We start from the raw sequence: 18,344 nt of genomic DNA on the forward strand, positions 1-18,344 counted from the left end.
TCCATGTAAAAGATAATCCAAGATTCAATACCTTGGTAAAAACAAATCTATGCACAAGCGCGATTTCCTGAAATCCCTTTCATTGGCAGGTATTGCTTTACCTTTTAGTGGACTCGCTATGGAACAGTGGGCGAACAAATATGAAGCCATGTCTGCTGATCAATTGGCTACTGAAGAAGATTTCTGGTCGGTAATCCGTTCCGGGTATGTATTGAAATCTGATTATATCAATTTGGAAAACGGCTATTATAATTTCCTACCCCAGAATATTCTGGAAGCCTATATCAATAATATCAGAGAGGTGAACAAGCAAGGGGCATTTTACATGCGTACGGTGCAGGGTGATAACAAAAAGAAAAGTGCAGCACAACTTGCTGAATTGGCTGGATGTAGTGCCGAGGAATTGATCATCACAAGAAATACCACCGAATCGTTAGATACCATCATTGGCGGTTATCCCTGGCAACCGGGTGATGAAGCTGTGATGGCTTATCAGGACTATGGCGCCATGCTGGATATGTTTCGTCTGGTTGCAAAAAGACATGGCGTGGTAAATAAGATCATTTCTGTTCCCAATAACCCACAGTCTGATGAAGAGATCGTTCAACTTTATGCCAATGCCATTACACCCAAGACCAAATTGTTGATGGTTTGTCATGTCATCAATATCACCGGACAAGTGATGCCGGTTCGTAAGATCAGTGATATGGCACACAGTAAAGGTGTTCAGGTATTGGTTGATGGTGCGCATGCATTTGCACAACTGAATTTTAAAATACCGGATCTGCATTGCGACTATTACGGCGCCAGTTTACACAAATGGTTAAGCGTGCCATTGGGTGCGGGTATTTTGTATGTGAAGAAAGACCTGATACATCAGAATTGGCCATTACTCGGACCTTCAGAAGGAGAAGAAACAAGCATTGCAAGATTGAATCATACCGGTACCCATCCTGTTGCAACCGACATTACCATTCCATATGCGATTCAGCATTATCAGATGATCGGAAGAGAAAGAAAAGAAGCAAGACTGAAATACCTGCAGCAGTATTGGACCACAAAAGTTCGTAAGTTGCCGAAAGTGATCATGAATACACCGGAAGATCCTGATCGCTGTTGTGCGATCGCTAATGTAGGTATCAAGGGAATGAAACCGGCAGACCTGGCAGCTACACTCTTGAATCAATATAAGATCTATACCGTCGCTATTGATAATCCAACTGCCAATGTGCAGGGTTGTCGAATCACGCCCAATGTATATACAACACTGGATGAACTGGATGCATTGGTGAAAGCGTTGGGGAATCTTTGATTTATTGATTTAATTTGAAAAGTCAAAAGTCAAAAGTGAGAAATGAAAGGGAGTCAAAAAAACAAATCAAGAAATCAAACATCAAAAATTCATAGATCAAAATGAACCTCTCCCCCTCTGACTGGATATCGAATTACGCTGATGCATTGTATGCGTATGCAAAGCCAAGGGTGAATGATGCACAGTTAGCTGAAGATCTGGTGCAGGAAACATTTTTAAGTGCATGGAAAGCGAGAGATGGATTTAAAGGGGAAGCTTCGGAGAAAAGTTGGTTATTCACGATCTTGAAAAATAAGATCATTGACCATTATCGTAAAAAAAGTAAGGAGATCATTCAGTCTGCATCAGAAAAGGATGCAACGGATGACTTCTTTAACCAGGCAGACCACTGGACTGACAAGGACCAGCCTTTAAGCTGGGGAGTAGATGGATTGGACTCACTGCAACAAAAAGAATTTTTTACGGTATTGGAAGGATGTAAGAAAAAATTGCAGCATCTGCAGCAGGCCGTATTTGTCATGAAATACATGGAAGACCTAGATGCAGCGGATATCTGTAAGGCATTGAACATTACACCGTCTAACTATTGGGTATTGATACACAGAGCCAAATTAGGACTGAGGGCCTGTCTGGAGAAAAACTGGATCAACCTGAAATAATAACCTGATCAACATGGGACTATTTACTATCAGTTGTAAAAAAGCTACTTATCTGGTTTCTAAAAAGGAAGAAGGTAAGTTGAACTGGATCGAAAGTATCCAGTTGCGCACGCATATGACGATTTGTAGTTTATGCAGGTTATTCGAGCAACAATCTAGATTCATCACTAAGCATGCCAAACATATGCACAGTGATGAGACATTGACGGAAGACCAAAAAAAGAAGATCGAAAAAGCTTTTAATCAAGCGCAATAGACTAAAGATCATCGTAAAAAAATGTCGAACATATGGCTATGTTCGACATTTTTTATTCCAGGTTTGGATGTTGATTATTTCTCCGAAGGGTTCTTCTTCCCTGCCAGTAATTTTTCTAATGCAGTTTCCAGTCTTCTTTTACGGGTCTCCTCTTTTTTAGCGCCCTGGATCCAGGTTACGTATTCCTTCTGGTTGGTAAAAGATAAAGAGCTGAAAAATTCTTTTGCTTCTTCATGCTTGGTGAACAGTCTTTCCAGTTCTACCGGAGCTACCACCAGGCGTTTTTCAAAATCCACCCCCATTTCCTGACTCTTCACTTCCGAAAAAGCTCTTGAACGGTTAGGAATCTTATCTGTTTTCTTGAAGCGGATTGCGCTCCACACATGGTCCAATGCCACCTGACGAACAGATTCATATTCTTTTTTGGTCAAACAATCCCAGCTGCAATCACGATTCAGATCGCTAACAATTTTGCTGGTTGTTTTGGGATATGCCACCCATAATTTGCTGTCTTCATGTAAGGCCGGTATCACTTCACACAAAACAGTATTCAGTTGTTGTTGACTGATCGCAAAAACCAATGCAAAGTCTACCTTTTTACTTCTCAGTAGTGGGGTAACATTTTTAGCGTAGGTTAATTTAGCAAACTGTTTTTCGATCGCTGAAGGAAGACCCTGGATTAGGAGGTTCTTCTCATCCTTCAGCTGTAATTTTTCCAACATAGTCTGATTTGACATGCCTAAAGAGAAATTTACGAGGATGAACAAAAGAAGTGCAAAGTTAAAAAAATGTTACCGCTTTCCGCAAACAAATGGCGGGTATTTTGTGTTGTCGCCTATTTTTTAACACAAAAAGGCTGATTTAACTGAGATATATTTGAAAATTACAATGTGAGTGCGTATTGTCAAGTGAATGGTGAATTGTCAATAGGTAACCTATGTTAAATTCATCATTGACCATTCACCATTCACTACTTCCGATAATATTGCATCACTGTCTGATCCATGATCTTTTGGAGTTCGTTTATACGTGTCTCGTCTGCCGGGTGTGTGCTTAGGAACTCGGGTGGTTTATTCCCTCCGGATGCTGCAGCCATTCTTTTCCAGAAAGCGATGGACTCACGAGGGTCATAACCTGCCAATGCGGAGAACATGAGACCTAATCTATCTGCTTCTAATTCATTTTTACGACTGAAAGGCAACATCACACCTACGTTTGACCCAATTCCATAGGACATCATAAACAAATTCTGCGTCTCTGCAGGTTTCGAAGCGAGTGCTGCCGACAAAGCCATCCCGCCTAACTGCTGGAACATACCCTGACTCATGCGCTCATTTCCATGTCTGGCCAATGCATGCGCAACTTCATGCCCCATCACCACTGCCAGTCCCGCCTCATTCAAGGTATAAGGAAGGATACCGGTATACACAACAATTTTTCCACCCGGCATACACCAGGCATTGGGTTCTTTGTTATTGACCAGATTGACTTCCCACTGGAAATTTTCGAGTTCTTTTTCAAGTCCTTTTTCGGTGTAATATTTTTTGATGGCGCTGATGATGCGATCGCCTACATTCTTCACCATCACTGCATCTTTATTGGTATTCAGGGGCACAGCAGGATTCGCAGTCATAAACTCTTTGTACTGCGTAAAAGCCATCGCCTGTACTTCTGATTCGGGGATCAAATTCAATTGGTTACGACCGGTGATCGCATTACGATGACAAGCCGAGAAAACCAAAGCCATAACGAATAGCGATGTGATACACTTCTGCATAGGACATCATTTAGTCATAAGTAAGAAAAAATCTTGCCAAAGATAGTGGTAGACCATAGTTGATAGACCATGGTCCATGGACTATCGACTATGGACTATTGCTTAAACCGATCTCTTCTCAATCTACGTTTGTCGCGGTAGCGAAGGATGGGGACTTTGCTTTCTGTGCCTTTGAGGATACGAGAAATATTCTTTTGATGGGTCAATACCACCATCAAGGCAACGAGAACTGCGAAAATGCGATATAGGGTTTCTTCTTCATTGAAGATGAATAGAATAAAAACCATAAAAGAGATACCTGCCAGAATAGAACTTAAGGAAACAAAACGGGTCAGGTAAAGAACGATCAGGAATACGCCGATACAACAGAGTGCTACAACAGGTTGAATGGCCACAGCCATACCCAGCAAAGTTGCCACGCCTTTACCTCCACGGAAATTTGCCCAGATCGGGAAAATATGACCTAAAACAGAGGCAAGGCCCAATCCGATCATCAGATTGGTTCTATCCCATTCATTGGTTAAATAATAAGGAAGGAGGATATACAGAGAAGTAGCGACCACACCTTTGATTACATCTACCATCATCACGAAACTGCCCCATTTAGAACCTAACACACGAAAAGTGTTCGTAGCGCCTGCATTGCCGCTTCCGTAATCTCTGATATCAATACCAAAAAAACGTTTGCTGACCCAAATAGCGGTGGGAACCGATCCAATTAAATATGCCAGTACAATGAGCAATAATTCGTTCATCGGGGGGTGGTTGAAGTTTGGAGCTACAAATATAGCTAAAATGAAGATAATGATTTCTTAACAGACCGAATGGGGAAAATCAGTTCTTCAGGTGTAAAGCTATCCACCCCTCTTTGGTGAGGGTCTGCTGATGCGACCAACCCAATGTTTTACAAGCAGTTAGTATGTCGGATTCGTCCATCACCAGTAATCCACTGAGTAAGATATCACCTCCCGGCTTCACTGCTTTGCCCAACAGGCTCAGGTTATCAAGTATGATATTCTTGTTAATATTGGCTATCACAATATCGTACTGTTGATTTGTTTTAGCAGTATCAAATAGTTGAATACCAATGTTTTTACATTGATTAATTAAACTATTTTCTGAAGCATTTTCAATACACCAGGGATCGTTATCCACGGCCAGTATCTCAGTAGCCCCTAACCGCTCAGCCAGAATAGCCAGAATACCCGTACCTGTGCCAAAATCAAAGACCGACTTCCCTTGAAAATCAATGGATTCCATCAATTTCATGACGGAAAAAGTGGTTCCGTGGTGACCGGTCCCGAAACTCATCTTGGGTGTTATGATGATCTCATGCCGCACACCTGTCATGGGCGGATGAAACCCGGCCCTGACTCCCACAAAATCAGCTACCTGAACAGGCTCAAAGTTGGATTCCCAAAGTGCATTCCAATTTTGCTTTTCAATAATTGATTTTGAATAAGTTAATGAATATTGATTCAATATTAATTCAATATTATTCCAATCAATATTTCCTTCCTGAGCATATGCTTTCAAAGCATCATCCAGTTCCTCAAATCCATCAAATCCGTTTGCAGACAATGCTGCGATCAACGCTTCTCGGATAGCAGGATCCGCTACTTGAATGGCAACTTCAACAGATACATTATCGCTCATAACCGCTCCATTTTTAATAAAGAAAAGAGGCATTCTTTTTGGGGAATGCCTCTTGACCATATGATTTTTTTGAATTATTCTCCTTTTGGTTCAGCAGCCTGATCCTCTCTTGGCTTCTGCCCTTCTGGTCTTGGCATCAATACCTTACGGCTCAATTTGAACTTTCCGGTCTTTGGATCAAGTCCTACCAATTTCACTTTCACCATATCACCTTCATTGAATAAGCCTTCCATGCTTTCCAAACGTTTCCAGCTGATCTCACTGATGTGCAACAAGCCTTGTTTACCCGGCATGAATTCTACAAAAGCGCCGAATTCTTTGATCCCTTTTACAGGTCCTTCATATACTTCTCCGATCTGAGGAACTGCCGTGATACCACGTACCCATCTAACTGCTTTTTCTACAGATTCTTTATTCGCAGAGAAGATACTTACCTCACCGGTATTACCTACTTCTTCGATATTGATGGTAGTGCCTGTCTCACGCTGGATCTCCTGGATCACTTTACCACCCGGTCCGATCACCGCACCGATGAATTCTTTGTCTATCACCAATTTCACCATACGCGGTGCATGCGGCTTCACATCCGGACGATGTGCCGGAATACATTCATACATCGCATCCAGGATATGTAAACGTCCTTTTCTCGCTTGCTCCAATGCTTCACGCATTACTTCCATGCTCAATCCGTCTACTTTAATATCCATCTGCACACCACAAATACCATCACGGGTACCGGTTACTTTGAAATCCATATCACCCAGATGATCTTCATCACCCAGGATATCGGTCAAGATCGCATATTTACCATCTTCACGGGTGATCAATCCCATTGCTACACCACTCACGTGTTTAGGAACAGGTACACCTGCATCCATCAGCGCCAATGAACCGGCACATACTGTAGCCATTGAAGAGGAACCATTACTTTCTAAAATATCACTCACCACACGAACCGTGTAAGCATACGTACTGGTATCCGGCATCATCTGCTTCAATGAACGTTGTGCCAGGTTACCATGTCCAACTTCACGACGGCTTTGTCCACGCATCATTTTCACTTCACCCGTACTGAATGGAGGGAAATTATAGTGTAAGAAAAACTTAGACTCTACAGATTTCGCTGCACTCTCTACCAGCAATTCATCCAATGCTGTACCAAAAGTAACCGTAGTTAAAGACTGCGTTTCACCACGGGTGAACAATGCAGAACCGTGTGGGGTTGGTAATGGATCTACTTCCATTGCCAATGGACGAACTTCATCCAATTTACGGCCATCCAAGCGGAAACGATCATCGATGATCATGCTACGCACTACTTCCCACTTCAGGTCTTCGTAGTATTTTTTTGCTAATTTTTTATCGAGATCAGTTGCTTCTTCACCCAGACTAGCGATCAGTTCATCTTTCAATGCACTGTAAGCATCGCTGCGTTCATGTTTGGCCGATCCTTTACGAGAGATCTCATATACACGCTGTTTAGCAAATGCATATACTTTCTCACGAAGTTCTTCATTCTGCTCAGGCTTTTTGTAATCGCGAACGGTAGTGATACCTTTCTTCGCACGTAATTCAGCTTGTGCTTTGATATGAACACGAATGGCATCATGAGCCATTTCCAATACTTTGATCAGATCTGCTTCAGAACACTCTTTTGCTTCACCTTCCACCATCATCAGGTTCTTATCGGTAGCCGCTACGATGAATTCCAATTCAGACTTCTCTAATTCTGAACGGGTTGGGTTGATGATATATTCACCATTGATACGTCCAACACGAACTTCACTGATGATCTCTTTGATAGGAATATCAGAAACAGCCAATGCCGCTGATGCTGCTAAACAAGCAAGTGAATCAGGCATTACTTCATCATCGCTGGAGATCAAACTCACCAATACCTGTACATCACAGAGATAATCTTCAGGAAACAATGGACGCAAAGCACGATCGATCAATCGGCTGGTCAGGATCTCATAATCATTCAAACGTGCTTCACGCTTGAAGAATGAACCAGGGATACGACCGGCAGAAGCAAATTTCTCCTGATAGTCTACACTCAATGGGAAGAAGTCTTGTCCTTCTTTAGGTTCTTTATTGGCAACAACTGTTGCAAGCAATACGCAATTACCCTGACGAACAGTTACGGCTCCATCAGCCTGACGGGCCAACTTACCGGTTTCTATGGTAACGATACGGTTACCACCGATATCGAAACTTACACTTAATGGTTGTGATAACATAAACAAAATTTGTGAAGACCTCGATCAGACACAAGGCGGGAAATCGTGCTGAAAGGATCTTGGTTAAAAGGGATTTTACCGAAAAACAGGTATAGACACAAATAACTATTCCCAACCGTTAATAATATCAGTTGGGAATAGCATGTATCATAGACTGAAAAATTATTTTCTCAGACCCAGTTTCTCGATGAGTGCACGATAGCCCTGCAGGTTATTCTTCTGCATATAAGTCAACAAACGCTTACGCTGACCTACCATCTGCATCAAACCACGGTGAGTGGAATAATCTTTTTTGTTGGCTTGTAAGTGCTTAGAAATGTGGGCAATACGCTCAGTCAGCAATGCTACCTGACCTTCAATTGAACCCGTGTTAGTGGCTTTACCACCGAATTCAGCAAAAATGCTGGCTTTTTTTTCTGTTGTTAAATGAGACATCTGAAAATGTTTAATAGACTCCGGAATGTTTTCCTCTTTATTTTTATCGGCTGCAAAGGTAGTTAATATCATGGAATTTTGATAATTTTAAATCCTGATTTTTAACCCGATTTGTCGTCCGGCGTACACAGGATCCTCCCCGTAACTGTTCATCGGCTGAAAAATGTTGTTTGCCAACTCCCCCTTTCAGGGGAAATTGTAACTAATTTATTGATTTACAACAGAATATCTTTTATTTTGTTGTACTAGCAAAGTCTTTTTCATGTTTGGAGTCACGATTCTTGGGAATAATTCTGCCCTACCGGCCTATGACAGGCATCCTACTGCTCAGGCCATTACCCTGAATGAACAGTTATTCCTGATCGACTGTGGAGAAGGCACTCAAATGCAACTCGCCAAATACAAAGTTCGTCGTGGCCGCATCAACCATATTTTCATCTCACACCTCCATGGAGATCATTATTTTGGGCTGATCGGACTACTGACGAGTATGGGACTCTTAGGCCGTGAGCAAGATCTGCATGTGTACGGACCACCTCAATTAAAGGACATCATACAACTACAATTGGATGTGGCAGCCACCACCCTTCCCTATGCATTACATTTTTATGGTTTGGAAGAAGAAGGGTTGATCCTTGATCATCCAAAGTTTTCGGTTGAATGTTTCAAAACCCAACATCGCATCCCCTGCTTTGGTTTTATTATTCGTGAAAAGAAGAAAGCCAGAAAGATCAATAAAGATGCTGCAATAGCTTATGAAATTCCATCCGTGTATTATGAGCGTTTGAAAAACGGAGATGATTATGAAACCAGAGATGGAAAGATCATCAAAAATGAATGGGTCACTTTTCCCAATACACCCGGCAGAAGTTATGCATTCTCTGCAGACACGATCTATGATCCGCAAATCGCAGAAAAAACAAAAGGCGTCACAGTGTTATACCATGAAGCCACTTACTTGAAAGACCTGGAAGAAAGAGCTGCAGCACGATACCATTCTACTACGATCCAAGCAGCTGCTATTGCACAACAAGCAGAGGTCCAGAAATTATTGATCGGACATTTCAGCAGCAAATATGAACTACTGGATGACTTTCTCACTGAAGCACAATCTGTATTTCCGAATACACAACTCGCAATCGAAGGAACGACTTATTTGATTTAAACTTTTCATTCAATCGTAGTATGTACCGCAGATTTTTATGATTGATTATGATCATAACCGATCATAAAAATCTGCGGCCTATTAATGGCTTCCAATAGAAACTATCCATTTATAAAAATCACGAAACTCTTGCCGCCAGTATGTTTCGTTGTGTTGTCCAAGCGGATTAACAACGGTTCGAATGATATAACGTTGTTTTTTCTGCAGGATATCACTCATCTTTTGAAGATCGGTCACTGATGATCCGCCTTCTTTGCTACCGGTATAAAAATAAAAAGCAGGCATACCCGGTGTACTAAAATTTTCAGCGAGTGTATAAATGTCTTTCGATATCCATAAAGAAGGAGAAAAAACACCCGCGGCGCCAAACACATCCGGATATTGCAACACGGTATATAAACTGATCAGTCCACCCATACTACTACCCACCACATAATTATTCTCCGCCGACTTGTATGTCCTGTACTTGGCATCGATGTAAGGCTTTAAAGTTTTTGCCAGGAACTCTGCATATACTTTTCCTTCGCCTTTACCGTATTGAGGGTGATCAAAAGGATTGTATTCCTGCATTCTTTTCTCTCCCCCATTATCAATACCCACGATGATAGCTTCTTTCTTTAACTGCTGCTGCAAAGTATCCAAACATTCATCCACTCCCCATTCACCCATAAAAGCGGTTTGTTCATTGAACAGGTTTTGTCCGTCTTGCATATAGATCACCGGATAAGTTTTATTGGATGTTGCATACCCTTTGGGTAAATACACCCAGATCCTCCGTGTGCGATTGAGTTGTGGAATTTTAAAAGCAGTATCGATGATACGTACTTGCGGACTCGCAGTATATCGTTTGGGTTTTTCCGGATATTCATCTTTCCAACCCGGTATGGAAAATTCCTGCGTTAAGTCGTCACTGACTTCCAATACACGATCAGCAATATCTCTACCATCAGCAGTGGTTTCTACTTTATCGAATCCGCCGCGTGTAAATTTGAATGCATATGTACCGGCAGCCATCCCACGCAAAACCACACTTTTTCTGGAGCCTCCAAAAGGTTTGAGCTTATAGTTTTCATCTTTAGGATTCCAATTGTTGAAATTGCCTGCGACATAAATATCATCATTCTCTTTAGTAGCAACGGAATTCACAATCAAACGAACCGTGAACTGTGCTTTTGATTCCATTGCGAAGAGAACAGCGAATAATAAAATCAGTTGCTTCATGTTTTGAAAATACAAAACTCTTGTGTGTATATCAGATCGAAATAGTTAAAAAATAAGCCACAGATGCACAGATTATTTTAAACTAATCTGTGCATCTGTGGCTTATTTCAGTCACCACCGAAGGTTTAATCTAGTATTTCTACATCCTTAGGGTATTTAGCTGCACTGAACACGAATACATTATCAGCCACCGCTTTATTTGGAACAATATTGGTAAAACTTACCTGAACAGTATTATTTCCTTTATCCAAGATAACTGCACGGGCAATCATATTCTTTGTCTTGTCTACAAATACGTTCACTTTGGAAAAATTCTTTCTGTTATCCAGCGGCTTCATTTCGATCTCATGAAAATTACCTTTTGTAGCGATCAGCTTATATGTGAAGTCTTTATCGTAAGCACCGGACAGGATCTTTTGTGGACTCAATGTTTGTCCACCCTCTTCCACATTAGAAACCGTGATGGTCTTGGCGCCATCATAGTTGTAAATTTTAGCACCATCACATAAAATCTCATTCTTACCTTCTTTCAACACGTATTTGGATCCTTTGGTAACAATGGTACCTTTCTTCGTGCCATTATTTTTTCCTTTACTGGTAACGGAAGTAATGGTAAATCCTGCTGAAATGGTTTTATAGGTTTTTACGGTATTGCTCACCGCATCGAGTATCTTTTTTGCATTGGGATCATTCTGGGCCTGAACCTGTAACATCATAGCCAATGGCAGCAATACAATCGCGTATAATTTCTTCATTCGTTTCATTTGAGGGCGCAAATATAAGTTTTACTGCCTTGTATGACAGAAAGCATGCCAATTAGTTTACAGGCAAGAGGTTAAGATGCTATAATAAATCGGTGAAATGGCAGAATTATGACATAGTATCCAGGAATTCCTGAAGCTCCATATCTGTTTTGAATAATACTTCTCGGGCTTTACTACCTTGATTAGGTCCAACAACACCGGCAGCTTCCAATTGATCCATCAATCGGCCTGCACGGTTATAGCCGAGTTTCATTCTTCTTTGTATCAAAGAGGTAGAGCCCATCTGACTTTGCACAATGAGTCGGGCTGCATCTTCAAACAGTGGATCTCTTTCACTCGCATCAAAATCCTTGCCTTCCATCTCCTTCTCATCCACATATTCCGGTAACAGGAATGCTTGCGGATAGCCACGCTGATCACCAATGAATTCACAAACATTCTCTACTTCAGGCGTATCTACAAACGCACATTGTAAACGGGTGATCTCACCATTGTAACTCACCAACATATCCCCTTTTCCGATCAGTTGTTCTGCACCACCTGCATCCAGAATGGTTCTACTATCGATCTTACTGGAAACCTTGAATGCAATACGTGCAGGGAAATTCGCTTTGATGGTACCGGTGATGATATTCACCGACGGACGCTGCGTCGCAATGATCAAGTGGATACCGATGGCTCGTGCCAGCTGTGCTAATCGGGCGATCGGCATTTCTACTTCCTTACCCGCTGTCATGATCAGATCTGCAAACTCATCCACTACCAATACGATGAATGGCAGATATTGATGTCCTTTTTCAGGATTCAGTTTTCGGGCCGTGAACTTCTCATTGTACTCACGAATATTTCTACATCCTGCTTCTTTCAACAGATCATATCGATTATCCATTTCGATACACAATGCATTCAGTGTATGCACCACTTTTTTGGTATCTGTAATGATCGACTCTTCTTCGCCCGGCAATTTTGCCAGAAAATGTTTTTCAATGACACGGTACAAACTCAGTTCTACTTTTTTGGGATCTACAAGAACGAATTTGAGTTGTGATGGATGCTTTTTATACAATAAAGAAACAAGGATCGCATTCAATCCAACAGACTTACCTTGTCCGGTCGCACCCGCCATCAATAAGTGAGGCATACTGGCCAGATCCACGATGAAATTCTCATTATCGATCTTTTTACCAATGGCGATCGGTAATGAAAAAGCACTGTTTTGGAATTTGTCACTCGCCAACAATGTTTTCATACTCACAACCGTCTTTCTCACATTCGGTACTTCGATACCAATGGTACCCTTACCCGGAATGGGCGCAATGATACGAATACCAAGGGCTGCAAGACTCAATGCAATATCATCTTCCAGGTTTTTGATCCGACTGATACGCACACCCGGTGCTGGTACTATTTCGTATAAGGTAACGGTAGGACCCACAGTTGCTGCAATACGCTGGATCGCGATATCGTAGTTTTTGAGTGTAGCAATGATCTGGTTTTTATTGGTTTCCAGTTCTGTTGGGTCATGAACGATCTTCTCACTACCATGGGTCTCTAGTAGATCCAATCCCGGATATTTGTAATCTTTTAGATCCAGTGTTGCATCGTATTTGGTATTCAACTTACCGGGTGTTGCAACCGGCGCCACTTCTAACTCTTCTTCTTCCTCAGGTGTTTCTTTGATCTCCAGTTCGAGTCCTTCAGTATCTACATTTACTTTTTTAGGAGGAATCACATTGATCAGTGGTTCAGGCTTTGTGATCACTTCCTCTTCCATGTCAACAATGGTATCTTCTTCTTCTTCCTCCTCTTCCTCTTCGATTTCCTCTTCCTCTTCTCCTTTCTCTACTACATCAAATTCATTCAGCGGATCCTCTACTGCTTCCTCTTCTTTGGGCATGATGACCACTACACCTGCTGCATCTGATTTGAGTTTATTTTGACTTACCGGTAAAGCTTCTTCCGGCTCATCCTGTATCGCACCTGTTTCATCCCACTCTTGCTTCACAGCTATTTCATCATCGATTGATAATTTGAAATCATCTTCATGAGATTTATTGACTGTCGGAGATGAAAAATTCCATTCCGGCCATTTGAAAGTGGGATTGAAACGCCAGATCACATAACTGAATACAGATAAAAACAATAATGCCCCTGTTCCTACATTACCGATCCATTTTACAAACCACGCATTGAGTAACTCCCCAACACCTCCACCCCATGAAAAAGCACTGGCACGTGATACAAATGCAAATGCCATGCTCAGTACCACCAATCCTACGATCACATAACGGAGGTTACGCACAAGGCTGAATAATTTCTTACCGAACAATAAATTCACACCGAGTACAAAAAAGAAAGTACAGAACAGATAAGAAGCAAGTCCAAAACCTTTATAGAAAAGTGTATGTGCTACATAAGCTCCCAAAACTCCGAGCAGGTTATTCACTTTCACATCATCGGTAGCAAAGATCCGAATACCGAATTGATGCACTTTATCCTGATCTTCCTGCCAGGTAAATAAATAGGATGTGAAGGCTACGAACAAGAAGATGGTCAACAATAAACTGGAAGCACCAATGATCTTGGTAGTACGTTCATCTTTCACGACTTCCGTAACCGTGACTTCAGGCTCTTTATCAGGTGTTAGTTCTTCCGGATTAGGAGGCGGTGGTGTTTTTTTCTTCAAGCGGTTTGCCATGAAAACAAATATAAGTCAAGGCAATGCCTACCCAACCTTACTACCCACCTATGTGCAAAACTGGTATACAGCCCCAGAGTTTTCCACTTTTCATCAGGCACCTTTGCTGATACCCAATGCCAGACAGATCCACCCTGCCACCAGCAATGTTCCGCCAAGTGGTGTTACAGGGCCAACCCATGATAGTCCCTGTATTTGGGCTGCTGATTTATACGTGAGGAGATAGAGCGATCCGCTGAACAACAACATGCCCACCATAAACAACACACCCGCGGCTTTCATGAAAGAGGGTTGTCCGGATGCGAATACCAGTCCCGTCAATGCCAAAGCAAATACATGATAGAATTGATAACGTACAGCTGTTTCATAAGTAACGAGCGCTTCAGCAGATACAATTTTCTTTAAGCCATGTGCACCAAAAGCACCCAGTACCACTGAGAATGCCCCTAAAAATGATGCGATGACCAAATATCCTTTATGCATATTGTTGAATGATTTTTTTGAATGAAAGATCGTTGATCTCCTTACCGGTCAATCGATGTTTGGCTTTTGTATAAAAAGGCTCCCGCTCTTTTAATTTATGGGTAAGGAATTGCACCAATTCGGGTTCCGATAAAGAACGGATCAATGGACGATGTTCTTTTTCCGGCAATAATCTTTCCACCAATGTTGTAACCGGTTCATCCAACCATATCGTGATGCCGTGTTGATTCATCCAATCCATATTATCATCAAAACAGGGCGTTCCACCGCCTGTGGCGAGAACAAAGGTTTTCTTTTCTTTGAACCAACGCAAGATCTTACCCTCTGATTTTCTGAAATAATCTTCCCCATCCTCAGCAAATATTTCAGGGATGGTTTTTTCTTCATGAGATTCGATCAAGAAATCAAGATCATAGCCTCCCGTCTTCAGCTTCTTCGCCAAATGCTTGCTCCAAAAAGACTTACCGGAGCCCATCATACCTATGAGGAATATTTTCATTGTGAATGGTGAATTGTCAATTGTGAATTGTCAATGGGGAATTGTCAATTGTCAATTGAGAATGGTAAATAAGAACCCAATACCGATGATTAGCATTCTGCTATTTATTCACAATTGACAATTCACAATTCACTATTTAAACGCATTCAACCCCGTAACATCCATCCCTGTGATCAGCAAATGGATGTCGTGGGTGCCTTCGTAGGTGATGACACTTTCTAGATTCATCATGTGACGCATGATACTGTATTCGCCGGTGATGCCCATTCCACCTAACATCTGACGTGCATCTCTGGCGATATTGGTTGCGATCTCACAACTATTTCTTTTGGCCATACTTACCTGTTGTGGAGTGGCTTTCCCTTCATTCATCAATACCCCCAATCGCCATACCATTAACTGCGCTTTGGTGATCTCTGTCACCATTTCTGCCAATTTCTTTTGCTGTAACTGGAAACCGCCGATCGGACGATCGAACTGCACTCTTTCTTTGCTGTAACGCAAGGCGGTATCATAACAATCCATCGCAGCTCCCAATGCTCCCCATGCAATACCATAACGGGCTTTGGTTAAACAGCCCAATGGACCTTTTAATCCTTTGACATTGGGTAGAATATTTTCTTTCGGAACTTTTACATTGTCAAACACCAGCTCTCCGGTAGCAGAAGCGCGCAAACTCCATTTACCATGTGTAGTAGGTGTACTGAAGCCTTCCATTCCACGCTCAACGATCACACCTTGAATATCCCCCTCTTCATTTTTTGCCCATACCACCGCCACTTGCGCAAAAGGTGCATTACTGATCCACATCTTGGCACCATTCAGGATCACATGATCGCCTGCATCTTTGATATTGGTCAACATGCCCGCCGGATTACTTCCATGATCAGGCTCTGTTAAACCAAAACAACCCAACCACTCACCACTCGCCAGTTTAGGTAAATATTTATGACGCTGCGCTTCATTACCATATGCATAGATCGGAAACATCACCAGACTTCCCTGTACGCTGGCTGTACTGCGAACACCACTATCACCACGCTCCAATTCCTGCATCATCAAACCATAACTGATATAATCCAATCCACCACCGCCATATTCAACAGGTACTGTTGGACCAAAACATCCCAGTTCACCCAATTGCTTCACGATATGTTCCGGGAATTCTGCACGTTGCGCATAGTCTTCGATGATCGGAGATATTTCCTTCTTCACATAATTCCGAACAGATTCACGGATAAGTTTATGCTCTTCTGATAATAATTCATCCAATTGATAATAATCGGGCGATTGGAATAGATCGGTTCTGGCAGCCATGTGTTGTAATTTTTATTTCGTTCGTTAGGTTCGGTCGCCTGTTAACGCGGCAAATTTACAGGGATGTGCCTTCTAAGTCCGTTTTTGTGGCACTTTTATTTGTTTTCAAGTTTTTAACATTCACAGAAAGCCACTATTTCCAACCTTTTTCGGGGATCCTACTCTTATTCCTGAAAAAACAACCCGCAGTATGAAATCATCATTCCGTTCGGCACTGTGCATGATCATTTTCACAGTCCTGATCAACAACAACTCCACACAAGCTCAGGATAATTATAAATGGGCCGTAACCAAACAAAAGGATTACAGCAAATCCTATCCTATTGGAAATGAAACCATTTCACTGAGCAATCAATTCGGAAAAATGGAGATCAAAACCTGGGATAAAAATGAGATCAAAGTAGATGTCAAGATCGTTGTCTCCACCCAGGAAGAAGCTTTTGCCAGCAGTCTATTGGATGCCATTCAAGTGAAAGACGAAAAAACAACGGAGGAGATCCGTTTCAAAACACAGATCGGCGATGAAAAAAAAGGATGGAGCAGCAACCAAAGCAGTAAAATGAATATCGACTATACGGTATATGTTCCTGCTAAAGCAAAACTAAATGCCAGCAATAGCTTTGGCCCCATGGAACTGGGTGATTACAGTGGTGAAGCAAATATCACCAGTAGTCATGGTACACTTACGGCCGGACATCTATCCAACCTGAAATCATTAAAAGTAAATTTTGGCAAGGCAAGAATTGCCAAATTGGGTAATACAGAAGTAACGTTCAATCATACAAAGATCGATATCGATGAAGTGACCGGCGACTTAAAAGGCACGATCAATTTTTGCAACAGTATTGATCTCCCGATCAACGGCAGTGTGAAGAATATTGATTTGAAGAACAACCATACAAGCCTGTATCTCTTATTACCAAAAGGCAATGGCATCAGTTATGATATCACTACAAACAATGCCACCGCTACAGGTAAAGGAGATATTGTACTGGAAGAAGAAAACCCCAGTTCACCCGGACAAAGAATCAGTTTCCGTTCCAACAGACATTATGTAGGTAAGATCGGAAATGGTGCAGGCATGAACATCCAGATCAAAAGTAATTTTGGTTCGGTACGGTTGATGTGAGGTGCGGGGTATTAGGTGCTGGGTGCTAGGTGCTAGGTACTGGGTATTGGGTATCAGGAGTGAGTATGGAACTCAAAGCACTCCAACCCTGTCACCCATCACCTATTACCTAATACCTAGCACCCAGTACCCAGCACCCATCACAAACAGATTTCTTATCTTACAATAGAAATCTACGTTTATGAAAAAAGTCCTCTTACTTGTTTTTCTGGCAGCTATATGCAGTATCGCTAACGCCCAAAACAATCCAAAACCTGAAGAGCAAATCAGAAAATACTGGTTTGTGCTATTATTGAAAGGTCCGGTACGTAACCAGGATTCCGCTACCGCTGCAAAGATCCAGCGAGGACATTTAGACAACATGGATAAAATGTATTACGATGGCAAATTGAAAGTGGCCGGTCCATTTGGTGATGGTAAAGATTGGCAAGGCATTTTCATTTTTGATTGTGCTACAAAGGAAGAAGTAGAAAATTTATTAAAAACAGATCCTGCGATTGCAGCAGGCAGATTGATCGCTGATATCAGACCCTGGTACACTGCACCAACCGGAAGCTTTGTACCGGGTAAACCAAAGTCTTAGGTACTGGGTACTAGGTACTAGGTGCAAGGTATGAAGGAAGCATTGCGAATTGGGGATTGGTAATTACCATGTAACAACTTACTTTCTCCAAACACCCATAAAAACCCAGTACCTAGTACCCAGCACCTAGCACCTAGCACCCAACTCCTT

Annotated in this window: 18 protein-coding genes; 6 read left to right on the top strand and 12 right to left on the bottom strand. The window is 41.9% G+C overall.

Annotation, left to right across the window (positions count from 1 at the left end):
• Positions 1-49 precede the first annotated feature (49 nt).
• The 3 genes from ABXG83_RS03455 to ABXG83_RS03465 all read left to right on the top strand — a co-directional run bounded on the left by ABXG83_RS03455 (position 50) and on the right by ABXG83_RS03465 (position 2,227).
• Positions 50-1,312 carry an aminotransferase class V-fold PLP-dependent enzyme gene (locus tag ABXG83_RS03455; protein ID WP_353550093.1) on the top strand — a complete coding sequence of 421 codons (1,263 nt, stop codon included), beginning with the start codon at positions 50-52 and terminating at the stop codon, positions 1,310-1,312.
• Positions 1,313-1,413: 101 nt separating this feature from the next.
• Positions 1,414-1,971 (top strand): sigma-70 family RNA polymerase sigma factor, encoded by a 558-nt coding sequence (locus ABXG83_RS03460; RefSeq protein WP_353550094.1) that lies wholly within the window; start codon positions 1,414-1,416, stop codon positions 1,969-1,971.
• Between the two features lie 13 nt (positions 1,972-1,984).
• Positions 1,985-2,227: a hypothetical protein gene (locus ABXG83_RS03465; RefSeq protein WP_353550095.1), complete on the top strand. Its 243-nt coding sequence runs from the start codon at positions 1,985-1,987 to the stop codon at positions 2,225-2,227.
• Between the two features lie 74 nt (positions 2,228-2,301).
• Here ABXG83_RS03465 and ABXG83_RS03470 read toward each other — a convergent pair whose 3' ends face one another.
• The 6 genes from ABXG83_RS03470 to rpsO form a co-directional block, all read right to left on the bottom strand.
• On the bottom strand, positions 2,302-2,964 hold the full coding sequence (locus ABXG83_RS03470) for a YdeI/OmpD-associated family protein (RefSeq protein WP_353550096.1): 663 nt from the start codon (positions 2,962-2,964) through the stop codon (positions 2,302-2,304).
• Positions 2,965-3,197: 233 nt separating this feature from the next.
• Entirely contained in the window at positions 3,198-4,004 is an 807-nt protein-coding gene (locus tag ABXG83_RS03475) for a M48 family metallopeptidase (RefSeq protein ID WP_353550097.1), read from the bottom strand.
• 95 nt (positions 4,005-4,099) lie between these two features.
• The gene (gene plsY, locus ABXG83_RS03480) at positions 4,100-4,759 is read right to left on the bottom strand and encodes a glycerol-3-phosphate 1-O-acyltransferase PlsY (RefSeq protein ID WP_353550098.1); all 660 of its coding nucleotides are present in this window, start codon (positions 4,757-4,759) and stop codon (positions 4,100-4,102) included.
• A gap of 79 nt (positions 4,760-4,838) precedes the next feature.
• Positions 4,839-5,660: a 50S ribosomal protein L11 methyltransferase gene (gene prmA, locus ABXG83_RS03485; RefSeq protein WP_353550099.1), complete on the bottom strand. Its 822-nt coding sequence runs from the start codon at positions 5,658-5,660 to the stop codon at positions 4,839-4,841.
• A 74-nt stretch (positions 5,661-5,734) separates the two neighbouring features.
• Positions 5,735-7,900 (bottom strand): polyribonucleotide nucleotidyltransferase, encoded by a 2,166-nt coding sequence (pnp, locus tag ABXG83_RS03490; protein WP_353550100.1) that lies wholly within the window; start codon positions 7,898-7,900, stop codon positions 5,735-5,737.
• Between the two features lie 162 nt (positions 7,901-8,062).
• On the bottom strand, positions 8,063-8,335 hold the full coding sequence (rpsO, locus tag ABXG83_RS03495; protein ID WP_353550754.1) for a 30S ribosomal protein S15: 273 nt from the start codon (positions 8,333-8,335) through the stop codon (positions 8,063-8,065).
• 262 nt (positions 8,336-8,597) lie between these two features.
• Here rpsO and ABXG83_RS03500 point away from each other — a divergent pair, with 262 nt between their 5' ends.
• Entirely contained in the window at positions 8,598-9,500 is a 903-nt protein-coding gene (locus ABXG83_RS03500; RefSeq protein WP_353550101.1) for a ribonuclease Z, read from the top strand.
• An 81-nt stretch (positions 9,501-9,581) separates the two neighbouring features.
• Here the strand turns inward: ABXG83_RS03500 and ABXG83_RS03505 are convergent, their stop codons facing one another.
• From ABXG83_RS03505 to ABXG83_RS03530, 6 genes are all read right to left on the bottom strand, one after another.
• A complete protein-coding gene (locus ABXG83_RS03505) occupies positions 9,582-10,721 on the bottom strand; it encodes an alpha/beta hydrolase-fold protein (RefSeq protein ID WP_353550102.1) in 1,140 nt (379 codons plus the stop codon).
• A gap of 125 nt (positions 10,722-10,846) precedes the next feature.
• Complete coding sequence (locus ABXG83_RS03510; RefSeq protein ID WP_353550103.1) at positions 10,847-11,476, bottom strand: outer membrane lipoprotein carrier protein LolA; 630 nt, start codon at positions 11,474-11,476, stop codon at positions 10,847-10,849.
• 115 nt (positions 11,477-11,591) lie between these two features.
• Positions 11,592-14,183: a DNA translocase FtsK gene (locus ABXG83_RS03515; RefSeq protein ID WP_353550104.1), complete on the bottom strand. Its 2,592-nt coding sequence runs from the start codon at positions 14,181-14,183 to the stop codon at positions 11,592-11,594.
• A gap of 93 nt (positions 14,184-14,276) precedes the next feature.
• The gene (locus ABXG83_RS03520; protein WP_353550105.1) at positions 14,277-14,666 is read right to left on the bottom strand and encodes a DUF423 domain-containing protein; all 390 of its coding nucleotides are present in this window, start codon (positions 14,664-14,666) and stop codon (positions 14,277-14,279) included.
• Positions 14,659-15,165 carry a shikimate kinase gene (locus ABXG83_RS03525; protein WP_353550106.1) on the bottom strand — a complete coding sequence of 169 codons (507 nt, stop codon included), beginning with the start codon at positions 15,163-15,165 and terminating at the stop codon, positions 14,659-14,661. Before ABXG83_RS03525 ends, ABXG83_RS03520 begins: the two co-directional genes overlap by 8 nt.
• Positions 15,166-15,297: 132 nt before the next feature.
• The gene (locus tag ABXG83_RS03530) at positions 15,298-16,482 is read right to left on the bottom strand and encodes an acyl-CoA dehydrogenase family protein (protein WP_353550107.1); all 1,185 of its coding nucleotides are present in this window, start codon (positions 16,480-16,482) and stop codon (positions 15,298-15,300) included.
• A gap of 190 nt (positions 16,483-16,672) precedes the next feature.
• Between ABXG83_RS03530 and ABXG83_RS03535 the strand changes: the two genes are divergently transcribed.
• On the top strand, positions 16,673-17,611 hold the full coding sequence (locus tag ABXG83_RS03535) for a hypothetical protein (protein ID WP_353550108.1): 939 nt from the start codon (positions 16,673-16,675) through the stop codon (positions 17,609-17,611).
• 181 nt (positions 17,612-17,792) lie between these two features.
• The gene (locus ABXG83_RS03540; RefSeq protein ID WP_353550109.1) at positions 17,793-18,194 is read left to right on the top strand and encodes a YciI family protein; all 402 of its coding nucleotides are present in this window, start codon (positions 17,793-17,795) and stop codon (positions 18,192-18,194) included.
• The last annotated feature ends 150 nt before the right edge of the window (positions 18,195-18,344 follow it).

It is taken from the genome of Sediminibacterium sp. KACHI17, from assembly GCF_040362915.1.
In the GTDB taxonomy this organism is placed as follows: Bacteria; Bacteroidota; Bacteroidia; order Chitinophagales; family Chitinophagaceae; genus Sediminibacterium.

Bases quoted from the DNA above. Each gene is read 5' to 3' on its own strand.
- ABXG83_RS03455 (WP_353550093.1), top strand. From the start codon at position 50: ATGCACAAGCGCGATTTCCTGAAATCCCTTTCATTGGCAGGTATTGCT.
- ABXG83_RS03460 (WP_353550094.1), top strand. From the start codon at position 1,414: ATGAACCTCTCCCCCTCTGACTGGATATCGAATTACGCTGATGCATTG.
- ABXG83_RS03465 (WP_353550095.1), top strand. From the start codon at position 1,985: ATGGGACTATTTACTATCAGTTGTAAAAAAGCTACTTATCTGGTTTCT.
- ABXG83_RS03470 (WP_353550096.1), bottom strand. From the start codon at position 2,964: ATGTCAAATCAGACTATGTTGGAAAAATTACAGCTGAAGGATGAGAAG.
- ABXG83_RS03475 (WP_353550097.1), bottom strand. From the start codon at position 4,004: ATGCAGAAGTGTATCACATCGCTATTCGTTATGGCTTTGGTTTTCTCG.
- plsY (WP_353550098.1), bottom strand. From the start codon at position 4,759: ATGAACGAATTATTGCTCATTGTACTGGCATATTTAATTGGATCGGTT.
- prmA (WP_353550099.1), bottom strand. From the start codon at position 5,660: ATGAGCGATAATGTATCTGTTGAAGTTGCCATTCAAGTAGCGGATCCT.
- pnp (WP_353550100.1), bottom strand. From the start codon at position 7,900: ATGTTATCACAACCATTAAGTGTAAGTTTCGATATCGGTGGTAACCGT.
- rpsO (WP_353550754.1), bottom strand. From the start codon at position 8,335: ATGTCTCATTTAACAACAGAAAAAAAAGCCAGCATTTTTGCTGAATTC.
- ABXG83_RS03500 (WP_353550101.1), top strand. From the start codon at position 8,598: ATGTTTGGAGTCACGATTCTTGGGAATAATTCTGCCCTACCGGCCTAT.
- ABXG83_RS03505 (WP_353550102.1), bottom strand. From the start codon at position 10,721: ATGAAGCAACTGATTTTATTATTCGCTGTTCTCTTCGCAATGGAATCA.
- ABXG83_RS03510 (WP_353550103.1), bottom strand. From the start codon at position 11,476: ATGAAGAAATTATACGCGATTGTATTGCTGCCATTGGCTATGATGTTA.
- ABXG83_RS03515 (WP_353550104.1), bottom strand. From the start codon at position 14,183: ATGGCAAACCGCTTGAAGAAAAAAACACCACCGCCTCCTAATCCGGAA.
- ABXG83_RS03520 (WP_353550105.1), bottom strand. From the start codon at position 14,666: ATGCATAAAGGATATTTGGTCATCGCATCATTTTTAGGGGCATTCTCA.
- ABXG83_RS03525 (WP_353550106.1), bottom strand. From the start codon at position 15,165: ATGAAAATATTCCTCATAGGTATGATGGGCTCCGGTAAGTCTTTTTGG.
- ABXG83_RS03530 (WP_353550107.1), bottom strand. From the start codon at position 16,482: ATGGCTGCCAGAACCGATCTATTCCAATCGCCCGATTATTATCAATTG.
- ABXG83_RS03535 (WP_353550108.1), top strand. From the start codon at position 16,673: ATGAAATCATCATTCCGTTCGGCACTGTGCATGATCATTTTCACAGTC.
- ABXG83_RS03540 (WP_353550109.1), top strand. From the start codon at position 17,793: ATGAAAAAAGTCCTCTTACTTGTTTTTCTGGCAGCTATATGCAGTATC.